Raw genomic sequence first — 19,540 nt, 5'->3', positions numbered from 1 at the left:
TTTTCCAGGGCGTGTTCCAGTAATGGTTCCCGCCCTTTTTTGTGCACCAAGCAACCTTATGCAAAGCAGCAGCACTCTATTTCCCGTGGCCCTGCTCAGTGCCGAGCGGCGCGGCGACCTCAGCGAAGACGTGTACCGGATCAAGGCTGGCAACAGCCCCGACCCTAGCGTCGAGCTTGCCCTCACCCGTCTGGGGCTTGCCGATCAGGGGCAGGCCTTTGGCGTGCCGGTCATTCTCCTGCACGGCAGTTTTTCCAATCGGCGTTTCTGGTATTCGCCCAAAGGGGTTGGCCTGGGCGCCTATCTCGCCCGTGCCGGTTTCGATGTGTGGATCCCGGAAATGCGCGGCCATGGCCTGTCGCCGCGTAACCGCGCCTGGCAGCACAACACTGTTGCCGCCTATGCCCGTGATGACCTGCCACTGATTGCTGCGTTCGTGCGCGAGCAGTCGGGCCAGGCGCCGCACTGGGTAGGCCACTCCCTCGGCGGCACGACCCTGGCGGCAGCCTTGGGCGGTGGTTTTCTGGCTGCCGGGCAGGTGGCCAGCGTGGCACTGTTCGGTACCCAGATCAGCCGCGTCTATTGGCCGCTGAAAGTGCCACCGCTGGCCTGGGGCGCGAAGCTGTTGCTCAAGCGCTGGGGGCAGATCTCCGGGCCGCGCTTCAAGCGTGGGCCGGAGGATGAGCCGATCGGTCTGGCGCTGGAGAGCATGCGCTGGCACGGCCTGTTCGGGCGCTTTGGCGACAAGCAGAGCGACTGGTGGGCGGGGCTGGCAGAGGTGGATGTGCCGCTGCTGGCGGTGGCTGGCGCGGGGGACTTCCAAGACCCGGTGTGGGCCTGCCGCAAGCTGTTCGAGCAACTGGGGGGTGAGCGCAAGCAGTTCCTGCGGCTTGGGCGTGAGGAAGGCTTCGACGCCTTCGGGCATGTCGACATGCTGGTGAGCAAGGCTGCGCAGGTGCAGGTGTGGCCGCTGGTGGAACGCTGGTTGCGTAACCCGCTGTTGCCGGTGCACGAGTCCATTGTGGCTGTAGAGCCTTTGCCAGCCAGCTGATCCTGCATTACCTGTGCGGGCCTCTTCGCGGGCACGCCCGCTCCCACTGGGATTACACAGCACTGAAGTCTTGTGATATCCCTGTGGAAGCGGGTTCACCCGCGAAGAGGCCCGCACAGGCTGAAGATGACCGTTTGGTCCTTGGTGACTACGACAGCCTCCAAGGTGTAGCCTTGGCCGATACCCGCTTTCGTTGTGACTGACAGGAGCCTCCCCATGCAGCATTACGTAACGCCCGACCTGTGTGACGCCTACCCGGACCTGGTGCAGGTGCTGGAACCGATGTTCAGCAATTTTGGCGGCCGTGATTCGTTCGGCGGCCAGATCGTGACCATCAAGTGCTTCGAAGACAACTCGCTGGTCAAGGAGCAGGTCGAACTCGACGGCAAGGACAAGGTGCTGGTGGTCGATGGCGGTGGCTCGCTGCGCCGTGCGCTGCTTGGCGACATGCTTGCCGACAAGGCCGCCAAGAACGGTTGGGAAGGCCTGGTGATCTATGGCTGCGTGCGTGACGTAGACGTATTGATCCAGACCGATGTCGGCGTACAGGCCCTGGCCAGCCACCCGATGAAAACCGACAAGCGCGGCATCGGCGACCTCAACGTGGTGGTGACTTTCGCCGGGGTAACCTTCCGCCCGGGCGAATATGTGTATGCCGACAACAATGGCGTGCTGGTCTCGCCAAGCCCGCTGAAGATGCCGGAGTGATGCGCCGCACGCGCTGATGGAGCTTTGATGTTCGAGGAAGACAACGCGCAGTGGGGGCTGGTCCATGCCCTGGTGCTCGATGGTAAAGGCAGCGCCCGCCCGATTGCCCGTACCGAACTGGACGACTTGCAGCTGCAACCTGAGCAGAGCCTGTGGTTGCACTGGGATCGCAGCCATCCACAAACCCGCACCTGGCTGCTGCATGACAGCGGCCTGAGCGAGTTTGCCTGCGAGCTGCTGCTGGAAGAAAACACCCGGCCGCGCCTGCTGCCCATGGCTGACGAACAGCTGTTGCTGTTTTTGCGCGGGGTTAACCTCAACCCGGGCGCAGAACCCGAAGACATGGTCTCGGTGCGTATCTTCGCCCAGGCGCAGCGGGTCATATCGTTGCGCTTGCGCCCATTGCGCGCCAGTGACGAGATTCTTCAGTTGCTGGAGCAGGGCAGGGGGCCGAAGTCGGCTTCCGAACTGCTGCTGCTGATGGGCGAGCTGCTGACCGAAAAGGTCCAGGGCCTGGTCAGCGACCTCTCCGAACTGGTCGACCTGGAAGAAGAAAAGGTCGAAGCCGACGAACGGTACACCCCGGAGAACGGCAGCCTGCAGCAGATCCGCCGTCGTGCAGCGGGCCTGAGGCGTTTTTTGGCGCCGCAGCGGGAAATCTATGCCCAGCTGTCGCGCAGCAAATGGGGCTGGTTTGCCGATGCCGATGCCGATTACTGGAACGAGCTGAACAACAGCCTGATCCGCTACCTCGAAGAGCTTGAGCTGACCCGCGAGCGCGCTGCGCTGGTGCTGGAGAGCGAAGATCGCCGGCGCAGCGAGCGGATGAACCGCACCATGTACCGCTTTGGCATCATCACTTGCATCTTCCTGCCCATGAGCTTCATCACCGGGTTGCTGGGCATCAATGTCGGCGGCATCCCGGGGGCGGAAAACCCCTATGGCTTCCTGTTCGCCTGCCTCGTCGTGCTGGGGCTGGCGGTGGGGCAGTGGTGGATGTTCCGGCGGTTGCGATGGGTCTAGGTGTTCATTTTGAAACATTCGTGCCAATCGGATGTGTGACCCATTGCCCGGCCATCTCGTCTCTTGCTGACACTGCGCGAGGTGCACATGCACGATCCGTTTGAAGAATCCCTGCGTGACCTGCTCAAGGCGTCACCCTCCGGCAATGACCGGGATGACCTGGACGACGCTGCTTGCCTGGGTCGCGTGCTTAAAACTGCCAACCGTCAGGTTGGCGCGGGTGATCTGTTCAGCCTGCTTGGCCGCTGGAGCCAGGCGCTGCTGATTGCCGTCAATAATGGCTCGGCGCATGTCGCGCCGGTGCGTCGACACTCTTCCCGCAACGCTGCCAGCGGCAGCAAAGCAGATAAGGCCGATTGAATATGGAACTCGATCTCTGGACCCAGAGCCTGGTCACCGCGATGACCGCCCTTTGGACCAAGGTAGCGAACTTCATCCCCAACCTGTTCGGCGCGCTGGTCGTGGTGCTGCTCGGTTTCGTGGTGGCCAAGCTGCTCGACACGCTGCTGTCCAAGCTGCTGGCCAAGCTTGGCCTGGACCGCCTGATGGCCGGCACCGGCCTGACCAAGATGCTCGGCCGGGTCGGCATCCAGGTACCGATCTCTACCTTGATCGGCAAGATTGTCTACTGGTTCGTGCTGCTCATCTTCCTCGTCTCGGCCGCTGAATCGCTAGGCCTGGAGCGGGTTTCGGCCACCCTGGACATGCTCGCCCTGTATTTGCCGAAAGTATTCGGCGCGGCCTTGGTGTTGCTGGTCGGCGTGCTGCTGGCACAGGTGGCCAACGGCCTGGTGCGCGGCGCCGCCGAAGGCATCGGCCTGGAGTACTCGGCGGGCCTTGGGCGTATCACCCAGGGCTTGGTGATCATCATCAGCATCTCGGTGGCCATCAGCCAGCTGGAGGTGAAAACCGACCTGCTGAACCACGTGATCGTCATCGGGCTGATTACCGTTGGTCTGGCGGTAGCCTTGGCCATGGGCCTTGGCAGCCGTGAAATTGCCGGGCAGATTCTGGCCGGAATTTACGTGCGCGAGCTGTACCAGGTCGGCCAGCAGGTGCGAATTGGAGAGGTCGAAGGGCATATTGAAGAAATCGGCACGGTCAAGACTACGTTGCTGACCGATGATGGCGAACTGGTGTCGCTGTCCAATCGAGAGTTGCTCGAGCAGCGCGTCAATAGTCGCTAACCGCACAAAAGCTGTTAATGTATGCCGCCGCGAAATTCGACCCACGGGGTCGCGCGGCGACATTGACCTGACTGTCGGCCAGATCCGTTTTGAATAAAGTTCATTCGCCGCCCATGCGTTATGACCCCCGCGAGCTCACCGACGAAGAGTTGGTGGCGCGTTCGCATGAGGAGCTGTACCACGTTACCCGCGCCTATGAGGAGCTCATGCGGCGCTATCAGCGAACCCTGTTCAACGTCTGTGCGCGTTATTTGGGGAACGACCGTGACGCGGACGATGTCTGTCAGGAAGTGATGCTCAAGGTGCTGTACGGGCTGAAGAACTTCGAGGGCAAATCCAAGTTCAAGACCTGGCTCTACAGCATCACCTACAACGAGTGCATTACCCAGTACCGCAAGGAGCGCCGTAAACGCCGGCTGATGGATGCCTTGAGCCTGGACCCTGTTGAAGAGGCGTCCGAAGACAAGGCACCGAAACCGGAAGAAAAAGGCGGGCTGGACAAGTGGCTGGTGCATGTGAACCCGATTGACCGGGAGATTTTGGTGCTGCGTTTTGTCGCAGAGCTGGAATTTCAGGAAATTGCAGACATCATGCACATGGGCCTGAGCGCGACGAAAATGCGTTACAAGCGCGCGCTAGACAAGCTTCGTGAGAAATTTGCCGGCCTGGATGAAACTTAGTGGCGTGCAAATATCTCTAACGAACCGGCGAGTTCTGCTAGACTTGCCGTCGAGTTGTCCCCCTTGTTTGTGGTGGGACTGCTTAACTATCACCAGATGGGGATTTAACGGATGAAATTGAAAAACACCTTGGGCTTGGCCATTGGTTCGCTCGTAGCCGCTACCTCGATTGGCGCTATGGCACAAGGCACAGGCGCTGTGGAAGTCGAAGGCTTCTACAAGAAAGAGTTCTTCGACAGCCAGCGTGACTTCAAGAACGACGGCAACCTGTTCGGCGGCTCGATCGGTTACTTCCTGACCGACGACGTTGAACTGCGCCTGGGTTACGACGAAGTTCACAACGCTCGTGGCGAAGACGGCAAGAACATCAAGGGCTCGAACACCGCCCTGGACGCCGTTTACCACTTCAACAACCCGTATGACGCCATCCGTCCGTACGTTTCCGCTGGTTTCTCGCACCAGTCGCTGGGCCAGACCGGCCGTGGCGGTCGTGACCACTCCACCTTCGCCAACGTTGGCGCTGGTGCCAAGTGGTACATCACCGACATGTTCTATGCCCGTGCCGGCGTAGAAGCTCAGTACAACATCGACCAGGGCGACACCGAGTGGGCCCCAAGCGTTGGTGTTGGCCTGAACTTCGGCGGTAGCCCGAAGCAAGCCGAAGTCGCTCCAGCTCCAGTAGCTGAAGTGTGCTCCGACTCCGACAACGACGGCGTTTGCGACAACGTCGACAAGTGCCCAGACACCCCGGCCAACGTTACCGTTGACGCCGACGGCTGCCCGGCTGTTGCCGAAGTCGTTCGTGTTGAGCTGGACGTCAAGTTCGACTTCGACAAGTCGGTCGTCAAGCCAAACAGCTACGGCGACATCAAGAACCTGGCTGACTTCATGAAGCAGTACCCACAAACCACCACCGTGGTTGAAGGTCACACTGACTCCGTGGGTCCAGACGCTTACAACCAGAAGCTGTCCGAGCGTCGTGCCAACGCTGTCAAGCAAGTCCTGACCCAGCAGTACGGCGTAGAATCCAACCGTGTTGACTCGGTTGGCTACGGCGAAACCCGTCCGGTTGCTGACAACGCCACCGAAGAAGGCCGTGCTATCAACCGTCGCGTTGAAGCTCAGGTAGAAGCTCAGTCCAAGTAATTGGCCTGATGCTTCATGAAAAACCCGGCCTCGGCCGGGTTTTTCTTTGCCTGGGTTTTAACCGGCCTGACAGCCTGCTCCTGCAGTGAAGGGTATTCAGCCCGCGATTGAAACCAGCTCCAGAGCCTGCTGTTCCCCGACCACTTCCCCAATCACCAGAATCGCCGGGCTACGCAAGCCAAACCCACGCGCATCTTCAACCATGCCCCGCACATCGCTCCTGCACTCCCGCTGCTGCGGCATCGAGGCATTCTCAATCATCACCACTGAGGCTTGTTGCAGGGCGCGTACCGCCTTGAGGGTGAGCAGTTCAGGGTCGCCAGGGCCGGCACCCACCAGCCAGACTTTTGCACTCATCAGGTATTCCTCATCGGCAGGGTCCGCTCAGCCTTTTAGCAGGCTGAACAGCAAAATCAGGTTGAACAGCAGGGACAGCAAGGCCAGGGTGCGCCACACCTTCAGCGGCTCACGCTCCAGCAGTGGCCGTGGCCGGGTGGGCAGCTCCTGGCGGTCGCCGCGTTCAAGCAGCAGCAACCAGTGTTCGGCCGTTTCGAAGCGTTGCGCCGGGTCGGCGGCCACCGCCTGTTGCAGGTTGTGCTGCAGCCATTCCGGCAGGTCGGGGCGGTAGCGCGCGGCGTTGACTGGCTGGCCGAAGCGCGGGCGCTGGAAGGCTTCCACCTCGCCATACGGGTAGTGACCGGTCAGCAGACGGTACAGCGTCACGCCCACGGCATACAGGTCTTGGCGCGGGCTGGGCGGTTGGCCGTCAAACGCTTCCGGGGCGAGGTACGAGGGTGTGCCGGGCACGTCGTGCAGCGGGTCTTCGGACAGGCCTGGGCAGTAGGCCAGGCCGAAGTCCAGCAGGCGCAGCTGGCCATCGCTGCCCAAGTGCAGGTTGTCTGGCTTGATATCGCGGTGCAGCAGGTTGCGCCGGTGCAGCACGCCGACCGCCTGCAGCAGTTGCCGGGCCATTTCCAGCCACTGTGGCAAGGGCAGCGGGCCGTGTTCGGCCAGCAGCGTTGCAAGGGTCTGGCCGGGGTATTCGCGCATCACGTAGTACAGGTGCTGGCGCTGGCTGGCGGCATGCAGTTCGGGGAAATGTCGGCCAGCGACCCTGCGCAGGAACCACTCCTCCAGTAATAGTCCTTGCGCCGCTTTTGGCTCCTGCTCGCGTGCGGCAGGCAGGGTTTTTAGCAGCCACGCTTGACCTTGGCCGTCGCGCACCCGGTAGACCAGGGACTGGCGGCTGTGTGACAGCAGCTGTTCGGTGAGCCAGCCATCGATCACCTGGCCTTCGCGCAGCGGGCCGGGTACCGACCCCTGCTGCAGCTGTGCCAGGGTGTCGCCGAGGTTGGCCGTGCCCAGTTGCTCGACCTGCACCAGCAAGGCACTGGCGTTGTCCTGGCTGCCATTGAGGTGCGCACTGGTAACCAGCGTGTCGACGGCCAGTTGCAGGTCGGGCTGCTCACGCAACACCGCCTGTATATGCTGGTCGCCCAGGCTGGCCCAGACGCCGTCGCTGACCAGCAAGAAGCATTCACCCGCCTGCAGCTCGCCCTCCAGATAATCCACCAGCAGGTGTTGATCCAGGCCCAGCGCGCGTTTCAGCACATGCTGCATGCCCGGCTGGTCCCACACGTGGTCTTCGCTCAGGCACTGCAGGTGCCCGGCGTGCCAGCGGTACACACGGCAGTCGCCAACATGGGCCAGGGTGAAGCGCCGGCCCCGCAGCACCAGTGCGCTGAGGGTGGTCAACAATGGCTGACCGCTGCCTTGGGCACGCAGCCAGCGGTTCTGTGCCAGCAGCAGGCGGTCGAGGGCCTGGGCCACGCTCCAGGTGGCGGGGGTGGCGTAGTAGTCCAGGGCCAGCGCTTGCAAGCTGGCGCGTGCTGCCAGGCCACCATCGGCGCATTGGCTGACGCCGTCGGCAAGGGCGAACAGGTAGCCCTTGCTGGCGGCCAGCTCTGGCGCCGGGGTAACCAGGCGCAGGGCGTCCTGGTTTTCCTCGCGCGGCCCGGTGGCGCTGGCCTGGGCGAAACTCAGTTGCAGGCTCATCGAGGTGCCTCAGACCCGCGCCGCAGTGACTGCAGCCGAGCCCCAGGTGGTGCGCCAGCGCTGTTTCACGCCGTGCAGGCCGAACCAGGCCAGCAGGCCGAGGCTGGCGAACAGCCACAGCCCCACCTGGTAATCGCCGGTGTGCTGTTTGATGGTGCCAAGCCCGGCGGCCAGCAGGAAGCCACCGATGCCCCCGGCCATGCCGATCAGCCCGGTCATTACGCCGATTTCGTGACGGAAGCGCTGCGGTACCAGCTGGAATACCGCGCCGTTGCCCGCGCCCAGGCCGAGCATGGCGCTGATGAACAGCGCCAGGGCGGCGGCGGCAGACGGCAGGTTGAAACCGACTGCGGCTATGCAGATGGCTGCAACGCTGTACATGCCCAGCAAGGTGCGGATACCGCCGAAGCGGTCGGCCAGGGCACCGCCGAGAGGGCGCATCAGGCTGCCGGCGAACACGCAGGCCGCGGTGTAGTAGCCAGCGGTGACCGGGCTCAAACCGTACTGGTCGCTGAAGTAGCCAGGCAGGGCACTGGCCAGGCCGATGAAGCCGCCGAAGGTGACACTGTAGAAGAACATGAACCACCAGCTGTCACGGTCGCCGAGGGCCTTGAGGTAGTCAGCCATGGCCTTTGGTTTTGGGCGCTGCGGGGCGTTGCGCGCCAGCAGGGCGAACACCACCAGCGCCAGTGTCAAAGGAATCAGCGCAAAGCCAAACACATTGTTCCAGCCAAAACCCGCGGCCAGCGCCGGCGCCAGCAGGGCGGCGAACACTGTGCCGGAGTTGCCGGCGCCGGCAATGCCCATGGCCTTGCCCTGATGCTGCGGCGGGTACCACTGCGACGCCAGCGGCAGCGATACGGCGAACGAAGCGCCGGCAAAGCCGAGGAACATGCCCAGCAGCAGCACCTGTTCATAGCTGTGTACGCCGAAGTGCCAGGCCACCGCCAGCGCGACGATCACCACCACCTGGCCGATCACGCCGGCGGTCTTGGGCGACAGGCGGTCGACCAGTACGCCCATGGCAAAGCGCAGTACTGCCCCGGCCAGGATCGGCATGGCCACCATCAGGCCCCGTTGTTGTGCGCTCAGTTGCAGGTCACCGGCAATCTGCACCGCCAGCGGGCCCAGCAGGTACCAGACCATGAAGCTCAGGTCGAAGTACAGAAACGCAGCGAACAGCGTGGGCACATGCCCGGATTTCCAGAAGCTGGTACTCATCGAACACCTCACTTGGCAATGCAGCGGAACGAAAAAGACGCCGCCACCCGCTCCACGAAGGTGGAGGGGAGAGCGACGTCTTTGTCGGGATTTAAGTGGGGCAACCGCCGTTGGCTACCGGTGCAAATACATCAGCAAGAGCCGGGCCAATTCGGAATGTCGAGCAGCGCGGACTTTGTGGGAGCGGCCTTGTGTCGCGATAGGGCTGCGCAGCAGCCCTATGATTTCAGCTTCGCCGCTGAAATTGCCGGGGCTGCTGCGCAGCCCTATCGCGACACAAGGCCGCTCCCACAAATGCCTGCACTGCTAGCCGAGCATTTCATGCATGGCAATGATCTGCTCTGCCACCTGAATCAGCTTCTGCTGCCGGCTCATGGCCTGGCGGCGCATCAGGGTGTAGGCCTGTTCTTCGTTGCAGTCTTTCATTTTCATCAGCAAACCCTTGGCCTGCTCGATGCGTTTGCGTTCGGCCAGTTGCTGGTCGCGTGCCACCAACTGCGCCTTCAGTGCCTGATCGCTTTCGAAGCGGGCCATGGCCACATCCAGAATGGGCTGCAACCGGGCGGCATGGATGCCTTCGACGATATAGGCACTGACGCCCGCCTGAATCGCCTGGCGCATCACCCCGGGGTCATGCTCGTCAGTGAACAGCACGATGGGGCGCGGCTGGTCACGGCTGACCAGCACCACCTGTTCCATCACATCACGGTCAGGTGAGTCGGTGTCGATCAGCACCACATCCGGGCGCACCGTTTCGATGCAGGCGGGCAGGTCGATGGTCAAGCCTGGGGCTTCGGTGACCTCGAAGCCCGCCTCGATCAGCGCCGCCTTGAGGCGGCCAAGTTTGTGCTGGGTGTCGTCAATCAGCAGGATGCGCAACATGTAGGTCTCCCTCACACGCCGACGCGGGCTTCGGGCAGGTCGCCCAATGCATGCAGGCTGAAACTGCGGGCGTAGCCGTAGGGGTCGCTGCCGTCCCAGCAGGTGCCGTCGATCAGCAGGCTGCTGCGCACCGGCAGCGAAGGGCACGCTACGCCCAGGCTTTGCGCCGCCTCGCTGTACAGTGCCAGTTGCTGTACCTGGCGGGCCACGCCGAGGTAGTCGGGGTCTTCGCGCAGCAGGCCCCAGCGGCGGAACTGGGTCATGAACCACATGCCGTCGGACAGGTATGGCAGGTTGGCCCGGCCGTGGTCGAACAGGCGCAGGGCATGCCGGTCTTGCCAGTGGTTGCCCAGGCCATCCTGGTAGTGGCCGAGCAGGCGTGGCTCGATACTCGCCAGCGGCGTATCCAGATAAGCGCTGCCGCTGAGCAGTTGCGCGGTGCTGCGGCGGTTTTCCGGGCTTTGCTCGATGAACCGGCTGGCGGCGAGGATTGCCTTGATCAGGGCGCGGGCGCTGTTGGGGTACTGTTCGGCGAAGGCGCGGGCGCAGGCCAGGACCTTTTCCGGGTGGTCCGGCCAGATCGACTGACTGGTGGCCAGGGTGAAGCCTTGGCCCTTGGCGACCGCATCAGCGGCCCAGGGCTCGCCCACGCAGAAGCCGTCGATGCGCCCGGCCTGGATGTGTGCGGCCATCTGTGCCGGTGGCACCACCACGCTGTCGACGTCGCGCAGTGGGTGGATGCCCTGGCTGGCCAGCCAGTAATACAGCCACATGGCATGGGTGCCGGTGGGGAAGGTCTGGGCGAAGGTCAGCCGTGCGCCTTGCTGGTGCACCAGCCGCGCCAGTGCTTCAGGGTTGGTCACGCCTTTGCGCTGCAGCGCCGGGGACAGGTTGATGGCCTGGGCGTTCTGGTTCAGTCCCATGAGCACCGCCATATCACTGGCGGGTACCCCGCCAATCCCCAGATGCACGGCGTAGGCCAGGCCATACAGGCAGTGCGCCGCGTCCAGCTCGCCGCTGACCAGCTTGTCGCGAAGCCCCGCCCAGGAGCCCTGGCGGTGGACGTTGAGGGTAAGTCCGTGTTGCTGGGCGAAGCCCTGGGTGGCCGCGACCACCACCGAGGCGCAGTCGGTCAGGGCCATGTAGCCGATGTTCAGGCTGGGCTTCTCGGGCGCATCGCTGCCGTTGACCCAGGCCAGGGGCGTTGCTCGGGGTACAGTGTTCACAAGGTTCCTCGCCTGTACTGATTAGGCTGTGGGCCAAACCGGTGCAACCGATGTGCCAGGGCTGCACTGGCCCATGATTTGCTGTCCTGCCAGCGCCACGGTGGCTATAATCGCCCCCTCACTTACCCCGAGCCTTGCCTGCCCATGTATACCCTGGCCCGCCAGCTGCTGTTCAAGCTTTCTCCGGAAACCTCCCACGACCTGTCCCTGGACCTGATCGGTGCCGGTGGCCGCCTTGGCCTTAACGGCATGCTGTGCAAGCAGCCGGCAGCATTGCCGGTCACGGTCATGGGCTTGAACTTCGCCAACCCGGTGGGCCTGGCTGCCGGCCTGGACAAAAACGGCGCAGCCATCGACGGTTTCGCCCAGCTGGGTTTCGGTTTTGTCGAAATCGGCACCGTCACCCCGCGGCCGCAGCCGGGTAACCCCAAGCCGCGACTGTTCCGATTGCCGGAAGCCACGGCCATCATCAACCGCATGGGCTTCAACAACCTGGGTGTTGATAACCTGCTCGACCGGGTACGTGCGTCGCGTTACAAGGGCGTGCTGGGCATCAACATCGGCAAGAACTTCGACACCCCGGTGGAGCGTGCCGTCGATGATTACCTGATCTGCCTGGACAAGGTGTACACCGCCGCCAGCTATATCACCGTCAACGTCAGCTCGCCGAACACCCCCGGCCTGCGCAGCCTGCAGTTCGGCGATTCGCTCAAGCAGTTGCTCGATGCCCTGGCCGTGCGCCGTGAGCAGCTGGCCGCTACCCATGGCAAGCGCGTGCCGCTGGCCATCAAGATTGCCCCGGACATGAGTGACGAAGAAACCGCGCTGGTAGCCGCCGCCCTGATGGAATCGGGCATGGATGCGGTGATCGCCACCAACACCACGTTGGGTCGTGAAGGTGTCGAAGGGCTGCCGTATGGTGGCGAGGCGGGCGGCCTGTCGGGCGCGCCAGTGCTGGAGAAGAGCACCCACATCGTCAAGGTGCTGGCAGGTGAACTGGGCGGCAAACTGCCGATCATTGCTGCCGGTGGCATTACCGAAGGCCGTCACGCTGCCGAGAAAATCGCCGCCGGGGCGAGCCTGGTGCAGATCTATTCGGGCTTCATCTACAAGGGGCCGGCACTTGTCCGCGAGGCGGTGGACGCTATCGCGGCAATGCCACGGGTTTGATCGGCAGACAAAAAAAGGGCCCCTTCAAGGGGCCCCTGGGCCTTCGCCCGCCGCCCGGATGGGGCGTGCATGGTAAATCGAATTCAGTGTCCTCGATCAGCCAACGGCGTGATTTTCGTTGAGTCTATGGATACCAGCGGTGCCAGTCATTCCGTCCCAGTTATCACCGCGACCTTCGCGCCAGCCGTTGATCCAGGCTTGGCGAACAGAAGGAAGATTGAAGGGGCAAAGTTCGCGGGATTTGCCGGTGACCCCATATTGGTAGCCACGTGAATATGCTCTTTCCAACGGATCACGCTTAAGTCTTCTCATAGGGTGTTGCCCTCACTTGTTGACTGTAATGTCCCGTCGGCCTCTCTGAGGCCGGGCAGAGTCTTTCTGCCGGTTTGCGCTCGCTGCCGGCGTGGCGAGCTGAAAGTGCCGCCTCGTTGCGAAGCGGCCTGAGACCAGTTCTAACGAATGCGAGTCACGGTGTGAATGATCGATTTGTCATAAGCACGTAACCTTTCATAGGGTCAGGGGATAAGTAAATAAATGCGACTTAACCTTATTTGAGGTTTGGCCCGCTATGATCGGGGTTTGCTGATGATTGACGTCATTTCGCCAGCGTCTCTGGCGGGTGGCAGAAATAATTTGAAATGCGACGAAGGGTCACACAGGCCCCGGCATCGCCAGAATTTTTTGTACTGCCTGATGATCTAAGCTGTCTTTGCCACTGGGCCGAGCGCAGATCGGTCAGGCGGCCCGGCCCTTCGCGGCACGCTTATGTGCCGAAAGGGGCCACCCGCACGCCTGCTGGAAAGGCATGCGGGCAAACATCGCGGGGCGATGCGTCGCCTCGTCAGTCAAATAGCCCAAGGCTCTGGAATACTCATGTCGGACCGTTTCGAACTCTACCTCACCTGCCCTAAAGGCCTTGAAAGCCTGCTTGCCGAGGAGGCCAAGGGCCTTGGCCTTGACGAGGTGCGTGAGCACACCTCGGCCATCCGCGGCGCCGCCGACATGGAAACCGCCTACCGCCTGTGCGTATGGTCGCGCCTGGCCAACCGGGTGCTGCTGGTGCTCAAGCGCTTCTCCATGAAGAACGCCGACGACCTTTACGACGGCGTGAACGCGGTTGACTGGGCCGACCACCTGGCTGCCGACGGCACCCTGGCGGTGGAATTCAGCGGCCATGGCTCGGGCATCGACAACACGCACTTCGGTGCGCTGAAGGTCAAGGACGCCATCGTCGACAAGCTGCGCAACCGCGAAGGCCTGCGCCCGTCGGTGGAAAAAATCGACCCTGACGTGCGTGTGCACCTGCGCCTGGACCGTGGTGAGGCCATCCTTTCCCTCGACCTGTCCGGCCACAGCCTGCACCAGCGTGGCTACCGCCTGCAGCAAGGGGCTGCGCCGCTGAAGGAAAACCTGGCGGCGGCGGTGCTGATCCGCTCGGGCTGGCCGCGCATTGCCGCCGAAGGTGGCGCGCTGGCCGACCCGATGTGCGGTGTGGGCACCTTCCTGGTCGAAGCGGCGATGATAGCCGCCGATATCGCGCCCAACCTCAAGCGTGAGCGTTGGGGCTTCAGTGCCTGGCTCGGCCACGTGCCGGCGCTGTGGCGCAAGGTGCACGACGAGGCGCAGGCGCGGGCGCAGGCCGGCCTGGCCAAGCCACCGCTGTGGATCCGTGGCTACGAGGCCGACCCGCGGCTGATCCAGCCGGGCCGCAATAACGTCGAGCGTGCCGGGCTGGGCGACTGGGTGAAGATCTATCAGGGCGAGGTCAGCACCTTCGAACCACGCCCTGACCAGAACCAGAAAGGCCTGGTCATCAGCAACCCACCCTATGGCGAGCGCCTGGGTGACGAAGCCAGCTTGCTGTACCTCTATCAGAACCTGGGCGAGCGCCTGCGTCAGACGTGCATGGGCTGGGAGGCGGCGGTGTTCACCGGCGCGCCGCAGCTGGGCAAGCGCATGGGTATTCGCAGCCACAAGCAGTACGCGTTCTGGAACGGCGCCTTGCCGTGCAAGCTGCTGCTGTTCAAGGTGCAGCCTGACCAGTTCGTGACGGGCGAGCGCCGCGAGGCACAGCCCGAAAGCGCGCAAGTCCGCGAACAGGCACCGTCGGTAGCCAGCGAGCCGGCGCGCCTGTCGGAAGGGGCGCAGATGTTTGCCAACCGTCTGCAGAAGAACCTCAAGCAACTGGGCAAGTGGGCTCGTCGCGAGCAGGTGGACTGCTACCGCCTGTACGATGCCGACATGCCCGAGTACGCCCTGGCAGTCGACCTGTACCACGACTGGGTGCATGTGCAGGAATACGCTGCGCCACGTTCGATCGACCCGGACAAGGCCCAATCGCGCCTGCTCGATGCCTTGGCGGCGATCCCTCAGGCACTGGGCATTTCGCCGCAGCGCGTGGTGCTCAAGCGCCGCGAGCGGCAGAGTGGTACCCGCCAGTACGAGCGCCAGGCCACCGAGGGCCGCTTCCAGGAAGTGAACGAAGGTGGCGTCAAGCTGCTGGTCAACCTCACCGACTACCTCGACACCGGTCTGTTCCTGGACCACCGTCCGATGCGCATGCGCATCCAGCGCGAGGCTGCCGGCAAGCGTTTCTTGAACCTGTTCTGCTACACCGCTACGGCGTCGGTGCATGCAGCCAAGGGCGGGGCGCGCAGCACCACCAGTGTCGACCTGTCGAAAACCTACCTCGACTGGGCGCGTCGCAACCTGGCGCTCAATGGCTTCTCCGAGCGCAACCGCCTGGAGCAGGGTGATGTGATGGCCTGGCTGGAAAGCAACCGCGACAGCTACGACCTGATCTTCATCGACCCGCCAACCTTCTCCAACTCCAAGCGTATGGAAGGCGTGTTCGATGTGCAGCGTGACCACGTGCAACTGCTGGACCTGGCCATGGCTCGGCTGGCGCCGGAGGGGGTGTTGTATTTCTCCAACAACTTCCGCAAGTTCCAGCTCGACGAGCACCTGATGGCACGCTATGCCGTGGAGGAAATCACCGCCCAGACCCTGGACCCGGACTTTGCCCGTAACAACCGCATCCACCGCGCCTGGCGTCTGCAATTGCGTTGAGCCGACGAGGTACGTTGCGCGGCTGATGGCCAATAGCTATAAATGAGGGCAGGGCAAGCTAATCCGCAGGACGCTGACGTGACGAGATGGGTGTATGTCAAAGTGTGGCGTGCGTGCGCGGTTATCTGGCCTGTGCACAGAAGCGGTGTCCGCCTGGGCGGTGGCGCTGGTGGTCTTGGTGGCGGGCGGCCTGTTGACGGCCGCCTTGGCGCTTGCCGCGCAGGGTGTCTACAAGCAGCAGTTGCGCCAGCGTTTCGAGTTGCTGGCCAGCGAGCGCTTCAGCCGCATTGCTGAACGCTTCGATGAACAGCAGCAGCGCCTGGACGGCCTGCGGCGGTTCTTCGGCTTTTCCAACACAGTCACCTCACTTGAATTTGACGGTTACGCCAGGCCGTTGCTGCAGCGCACGCTGGCCTACGCCTGGGCGCCCCGCGTCGAAGCTGCGCAACGCGCCGAGTTCGAGCGCCATGCGCGTGAGCATTCGGGCCCGGGCTATGTAATCCGTGACCAGGACGCGCAAGGCCAGTGGCGCCCCGCGCCACAGCGCGACCATTACTTCCCTGTGCTGTATACCCAATCGGGTGAAATGCCCGGGCTGCCGTATGGGCTGGATCTTGCCGGCCAAGGTGCGGCCCAGGCCGCGCTGGCGCGCGCACTCGGGCCTGGCAGCATGGCGGTGTCAGAACCCCTGGCCTTGTACGATATTCCTTCGTACGCGCGTGGTCTGCTGCTGGTGGCGCCGGTGTTTTCCGACGCAAACGAGCATGGCGCAGCAGCAGGCTACGTCATGGCCTTGCTGAGCATGCGCGAGCTGGTGAGCGATGGGCGGCCAGTGGCGACGGATGACAACCTGGTGGTGCGTATCGTTGATCCGTCCGGGTTGCAAGGGCCGGAAGTGATGTTCGACTCGCTGAACCAGGCAGCCCCCTTGTCGCTGGCCAGCAACCAAGTGTTGCAGCTGGCCGACCATCGCTTTCAGTTGAGCATCCTGCCGAGCCTGGCCTTCTTGCAGGCTAATCGTTCGTCAGCTGTGCTGGCAGTCGTTCTACTGGGCGGGTTGTTGAGCCTGCTGCTCAGCGCCTTGCTGTACAACCTGTTCAGCCAGCGCCAGCGCGCCCTGGCCCTGGTCGAGCAGCGCACCGCCGAACTGCGGGTCAGCGAGCAGTCGCTGCGAGGTACCCACAACCAGTTGCGCAGCGTGCTGGATGCGGCCACCCAAGTGGCGATCATTGCCACCAACCTCAAGGGTGTAGTGAGTACGTTCAATGCCGGTGCAGAGCGTATGCTCGGTTATCCGGCCAGCGAGGCGATCGGCCAGCTTCGCCTTGACCACCTGGTGCTGCCCGAAGAACTGAGCCAGCGGGCTCAGGCGCTGAGCCTGCGCTATGGCCGCACGATCGCCGGTGGTCAGGCCATATTCGCCGAAACGGTTCAAGCGCAGGGTGCCGAGCCTGGGGAGTGGACATTGTTGCGCGCCGATGGCAGTCAGCTGGTGGCCAACATGCTGGTTACCGCCATGCTGGATGAACAGGGTTTGTGGGTCGGCTATCTGGCCATCTGCATTGATGTCACAGAGCGGCGTCGGGTGCATGAGGCGCTGGCGGCGCGTGACCGACTGCTGGAAAAGCTCAGCGCCGAGGTGCCGGGCGGTATCTACCAGTATCGCCTCGATGCCAATGGTCATTCGTGCTTTCCCTATGCCAGCCAAGGGCTGTACGACATCTATGAAGTCGACCTGCAGCAGCTGCGCGAGGATGCCACGCTGGTGTTCGAGCGTATCCACCCCGACGACCTGGACCGCGTGCGTCGCTCAGTGCGTTATTCGGCCGAGCACCTGGCGCCCTGGCGCGAGGAATACCGGGTATGCCTGCCGCGTGCCGGGCTACGCTGGGTGCGTGGCGAAGCGACGCCAGAGGTGGGTGAGCAAGGCTGCACGCTGTGGCATGGCTACCTGACGGATATCTCCGACCTCAAGGGCGTGGAGGAGGAATTGAGGGCGTTGTCGGTGACCGATTCGCTGACGGGCATCCATAACCGCCGCTACTTTCAGGAGCGGCTCAAGGTTGAGCTGGAACGCGCCCAGCGCGAAGGCTTGGCGCTGGCCGTGATCATGCTCGACATCGATCACTTCAAATGCATCAACGACCGCTTCGGCCATGCCATGGGCGATCGCGTGCTGCGCAGCTTGTGCCAGCGTATCGGCCAGCGTTTGCGGCGTACTGATGTGTTCTGCCGGCTGGGCGGGGAAGAATTCATGGTGCTGTGCCCGGGCAGTGATGCTGAGCAGGCGCGGTTGTTAGCGCTTGAGTTATGGCAAGGGGTGCGCACGTTGCCGGTGGAAGGCGTGGGCCAGGTGACCGCGAGTTTTGGTGTGGCTGGCTGGCGGCCGGGGGAGGGTGCCGATGCCCTGCTGCTACGGGCTGATGCGGGTGTTTACATCGCGAAACAGGCCGGGCGGGACCGGGTGGAGGGGGAGTCGGCCTGTTAGCTGCCAGCTGTCTGTGCCGGCCCTTTCGCGGCTAAAGCCGCTCCCACAGTGATCGCGCAAACTGTCACAGTTTGCGCAAGACACTTGCTCTCAGCCGCGAAATGGCCGGTACGGACCAGCCAATCAGTTGGCCGCTGTGCTGCCGGCCAGCTTCGGCTGGCGGTACAGGTCCAGCAGGACCTGGTCGAGCACCTGCGAAGCACCCCACGGTTTCGGGTCGTTGAGAATCGCCGCCACCGCCCAGGTATGGCCGTTGCTGTCGCGGCTGAAGCCGGCAATTGCCCGTACGGTATTCAGCGTGCCGGTCTTGATGTGGCCTTCACCGGTCATGGCAGTGCGCTTCAGGCGCTTGCGCATGGTGCCGTCCATGCCCACCAGCGGCATGGAGCTCATGAATTCGGCAGCGTAGGGGCTCTTCCAGGCGGCCTGCAGCATCTGGGCCATCTCCCGGGTGCTGACCCGCTCGGCACGCGACAGGCCAGAGCCGTTCTCCATGACCAGATGCGGCGCGGTAATGCCCTTTTTTGCCAGCCACTGGCGCACCACGCGCTGGGCGGCGCGGGCATCGTCCCCATCGGCATCGGTGCGGAACTGCGCGCCAAGGCTCAGGAACAGCTGCTGGGCCATGGTGTTGTTGCTGTACTTGTTGATGTCACGGATCACTTCCACCAGGTCTGGCGAGAAGGCGCGGGCCAGCAGGCGAGCACTCTTGGGTACGTTCTCGATGCGGTCGCCACCCTGGATACTGCCACCCAGCTCGTTCCAGATGGCGCGCACGGCACCGGCGGCGTAGGTGGCGTGATCGAGCAGCGACAGGTAGGTCTGCGAGTTGCAGCCGTCACCCAGCTGGCCGCTGACGGTGACGCTGATGCGATCGGCCTGTGGCACCGGGTTGTAGCGCACATCGCCTGTGCACTGCTTCGAAGCCACCGCCTTGACCTGGTTGTCGATGCGGATGCTGGCAATCGGTGGCTCGACCGCAACGGTCACCTTGCCGCCATCGTTGCGGGCCACGAAGCGCAGCGCCTTGAGGTTGACCAGCAGCGAATCGGGCTTGACCAGGAACGGCTTGTTTTCATCGCCGCCGTCATCGTTGAACTGCGGCAGGTTGGGCTGCACGAAGTGGCTGCGGTCCAGCACCAGGTCACCGGTGATGGTGCGCACGCCATTGGCGCGCAGGTCACGCATCAGCAGCCACAGCTTTTCCATGTTCAGTTTCGGGTCGCCGCCACCTTTAAGGTACAGGTTACCGTTGAGCACGCCATTGCTCAGGGTCCCGTCGGTATAAAACTCGGTTTTCCACTGGAAGGTCGGGCCGAGCAGTTCGAGGGCCGCGTAGGTGGTGACCAGTTTCATGGTCGAGGCCGGGTTCACCGACACATCGGCATTGAACACGGTGGGCGTGCCGGGGCCGTCCAGCGGCAGCATGACCAGCGACAGGGCCGTGTCCTGCAGCTTGTTGGCCTTGAGCGCCTGCTGCACTTTGGCGGGCAGGGTGGTATTGACGGTGGCGGCCTGGCTGGGCAATGCGAGTGGCAACAGCAGGCTTGCCAGAATGAGGGGACGAAGCGTTTTGATCATAATGGATAAATACCCTGCGGCGAGGGAAAAGGGCATTGGGGCTGTAAGAGATG

16 protein-coding genes and 2 pseudogenes are annotated in these 19,540 nt (G+C 63.2%); 10 read left to right on the top strand and 8 right to left on the bottom strand.

Annotation, left to right across the window (positions count from 1 at the left end; all coding sequences use genetic code 11):
- The first annotated feature begins 58 nt into the window (after positions 1 to 58).
- The 7 genes from ACK1VC_RS08175 (at position 59) to ACK1VC_RS08145 (ending at position 5,795) form a co-directional block, all read left to right on the top strand.
- Positions 59 to 1,051, top strand: coding sequence for an alpha/beta fold hydrolase (locus ACK1VC_RS08175; protein WP_031311814.1), 993 nt, complete (start codon positions 59 to 61; stop codon positions 1,049 to 1,051).
- Between the two features lie 216 nt (positions 1,052 to 1,267).
- The gene (rraA, locus tag ACK1VC_RS08170; RefSeq protein WP_191087426.1) at positions 1,268 to 1,759 is read left to right on the top strand and encodes a ribonuclease E activity regulator RraA; all 492 of its coding nucleotides are present in this window, start codon (positions 1,268 to 1,270) and stop codon (positions 1,757 to 1,759) included.
- A 27-nt stretch (positions 1,760 to 1,786) separates the two neighbouring features.
- Positions 1,787 to 2,782, top strand: a complete 996-nt coding sequence (locus tag ACK1VC_RS08165) for a zinc transporter ZntB (protein ID WP_016485591.1) — start codon at positions 1,787 to 1,789, stop codon at positions 2,780 to 2,782.
- 87 nt (positions 2,783 to 2,869) lie between these two features.
- Positions 2,870 to 3,142 (top strand): hypothetical protein, encoded by a 273-nt coding sequence (locus ACK1VC_RS08160; RefSeq protein ID WP_024717346.1) that lies wholly within the window; start codon positions 2,870 to 2,872, stop codon positions 3,140 to 3,142.
- Between the two features lie 2 nt (positions 3,143 to 3,144).
- On the top strand, positions 3,145 to 3,969 hold the full coding sequence (locus tag ACK1VC_RS08155) for a mechanosensitive ion channel family protein (RefSeq protein WP_016485593.1): 825 nt from the start codon (positions 3,145 to 3,147) through the stop codon (positions 3,967 to 3,969).
- 113 nt (positions 3,970 to 4,082) lie between these two features.
- On the top strand, positions 4,083 to 4,649 hold the full coding sequence (gene sigX, locus ACK1VC_RS08150) for an RNA polymerase sigma factor SigX (RefSeq protein ID WP_003248665.1): 567 nt from the start codon (positions 4,083 to 4,085) through the stop codon (positions 4,647 to 4,649).
- A 111-nt stretch (positions 4,650 to 4,760) separates the two neighbouring features.
- Positions 4,761 to 5,795: an OmpA family protein gene (locus ACK1VC_RS08145; protein ID WP_016485594.1), complete on the top strand. Its 1,035-nt coding sequence runs from the start codon at positions 4,761 to 4,763 to the stop codon at positions 5,793 to 5,795.
- A 96-nt stretch (positions 5,796 to 5,891) separates the two neighbouring features.
- Here the strand turns inward: ACK1VC_RS08145 and ACK1VC_RS08140 are convergent.
- The 6 genes and pseudogenes from ACK1VC_RS08140 to ACK1VC_RS08115 all read right to left on the bottom strand — a co-directional run.
- Positions 5,892 to 6,062: pseudogene (locus tag ACK1VC_RS08140) on the bottom strand (uroporphyrinogen-III C-methyltransferase); the annotation flags it as partial.
- Positions 6,050 to 6,152: pseudogene (locus ACK1VC_RS08135) on the bottom strand (SAM-dependent methyltransferase); the annotation flags it as partial. The pseudogenes ACK1VC_RS08135 and ACK1VC_RS08140, both read right to left, overlap by 13 nt.
- Positions 6,153 to 6,179: 27 nt before the next feature.
- Positions 6,180 to 7,850 carry a bifunctional protein-serine/threonine kinase/phosphatase gene (locus tag ACK1VC_RS08130; RefSeq protein WP_016485596.1) on the bottom strand — a complete coding sequence of 557 codons (1,671 nt, stop codon included), beginning with the start codon at positions 7,848 to 7,850 and terminating at the stop codon, positions 6,180 to 6,182.
- 9 nt (positions 7,851 to 7,859) lie between these two features.
- A complete protein-coding gene (locus ACK1VC_RS08125; protein WP_016485597.1) occupies positions 7,860 to 9,071 on the bottom strand; it encodes a nitrate/nitrite transporter in 1,212 nt (403 codons plus the stop codon).
- A gap of 306 nt (positions 9,072 to 9,377) precedes the next feature.
- Entirely contained in the window at positions 9,378 to 9,953 is a 576-nt protein-coding gene (locus ACK1VC_RS08120) for an ANTAR domain-containing response regulator (protein ID WP_016485598.1), read from the bottom strand.
- 11 nt (positions 9,954 to 9,964) lie between these two features.
- Complete coding sequence (locus ACK1VC_RS08115) at positions 9,965 to 11,179, bottom strand: CmpA/NrtA family ABC transporter substrate-binding protein (protein ID WP_102689850.1); 1,215 nt, start codon at positions 11,177 to 11,179, stop codon at positions 9,965 to 9,967.
- A 144-nt stretch (positions 11,180 to 11,323) separates the two neighbouring features.
- Here ACK1VC_RS08115 and ACK1VC_RS08110 point away from each other — a divergent pair, with 144 nt between their 5' ends.
- Positions 11,324 to 12,349 (top strand): quinone-dependent dihydroorotate dehydrogenase, encoded by a 1,026-nt coding sequence (locus ACK1VC_RS08110; RefSeq protein WP_060519036.1) that lies wholly within the window; start codon positions 11,324 to 11,326, stop codon positions 12,347 to 12,349.
- A 96-nt stretch (positions 12,350 to 12,445) separates the two neighbouring features.
- On the opposite strand, the gene rmf is transcribed toward ACK1VC_RS08110, so the two are convergent.
- A complete protein-coding gene (gene rmf, locus ACK1VC_RS08105) occupies positions 12,446 to 12,661 on the bottom strand; it encodes a ribosome modulation factor (RefSeq protein WP_003248687.1) in 216 nt (71 codons plus the stop codon).
- Between the two features lie 561 nt (positions 12,662 to 13,222).
- Between rmf and rlmKL the strand changes: the two genes are divergently transcribed.
- Together rlmKL and ACK1VC_RS08095 are read left to right on the top strand one after the other, a co-directional pair.
- The gene (gene rlmKL / locus ACK1VC_RS08100; protein WP_191087427.1) at positions 13,223 to 15,418 is read left to right on the top strand and encodes a bifunctional 23S rRNA (guanine(2069)-N(7))-methyltransferase RlmK/23S rRNA (guanine(2445)-N(2))-methyltransferase RlmL; all 2,196 of its coding nucleotides are present in this window, start codon (positions 13,223 to 13,225) and stop codon (positions 15,416 to 15,418) included.
- Between the two features lie 94 nt (positions 15,419 to 15,512).
- A complete protein-coding gene (locus ACK1VC_RS08095; protein ID WP_191087428.1) occupies positions 15,513 to 17,906 on the top strand; it encodes a sensor domain-containing diguanylate cyclase in 2,394 nt (797 codons plus the stop codon).
- Between the two features lie 123 nt (positions 17,907 to 18,029).
- On the opposite strand, the gene dacB is transcribed toward ACK1VC_RS08095, so the two are convergent.
- Positions 18,030 to 19,487, bottom strand: a complete 1,458-nt coding sequence (gene dacB / locus ACK1VC_RS08090; protein WP_449117937.1) for a D-alanyl-D-alanine carboxypeptidase/D-alanyl-D-alanine endopeptidase — start codon at positions 19,485 to 19,487, stop codon at positions 18,030 to 18,032.
- Between the last annotated feature and the right edge of the window lie 53 nt (positions 19,488 to 19,540).

Source organism: Pseudomonas sp. XP2 (genome assembly GCF_053557975.1).
Note: the sequence above shows the minus strand (reverse complement) of the source record. Positions and strands in the feature narration are given on the sequence as shown.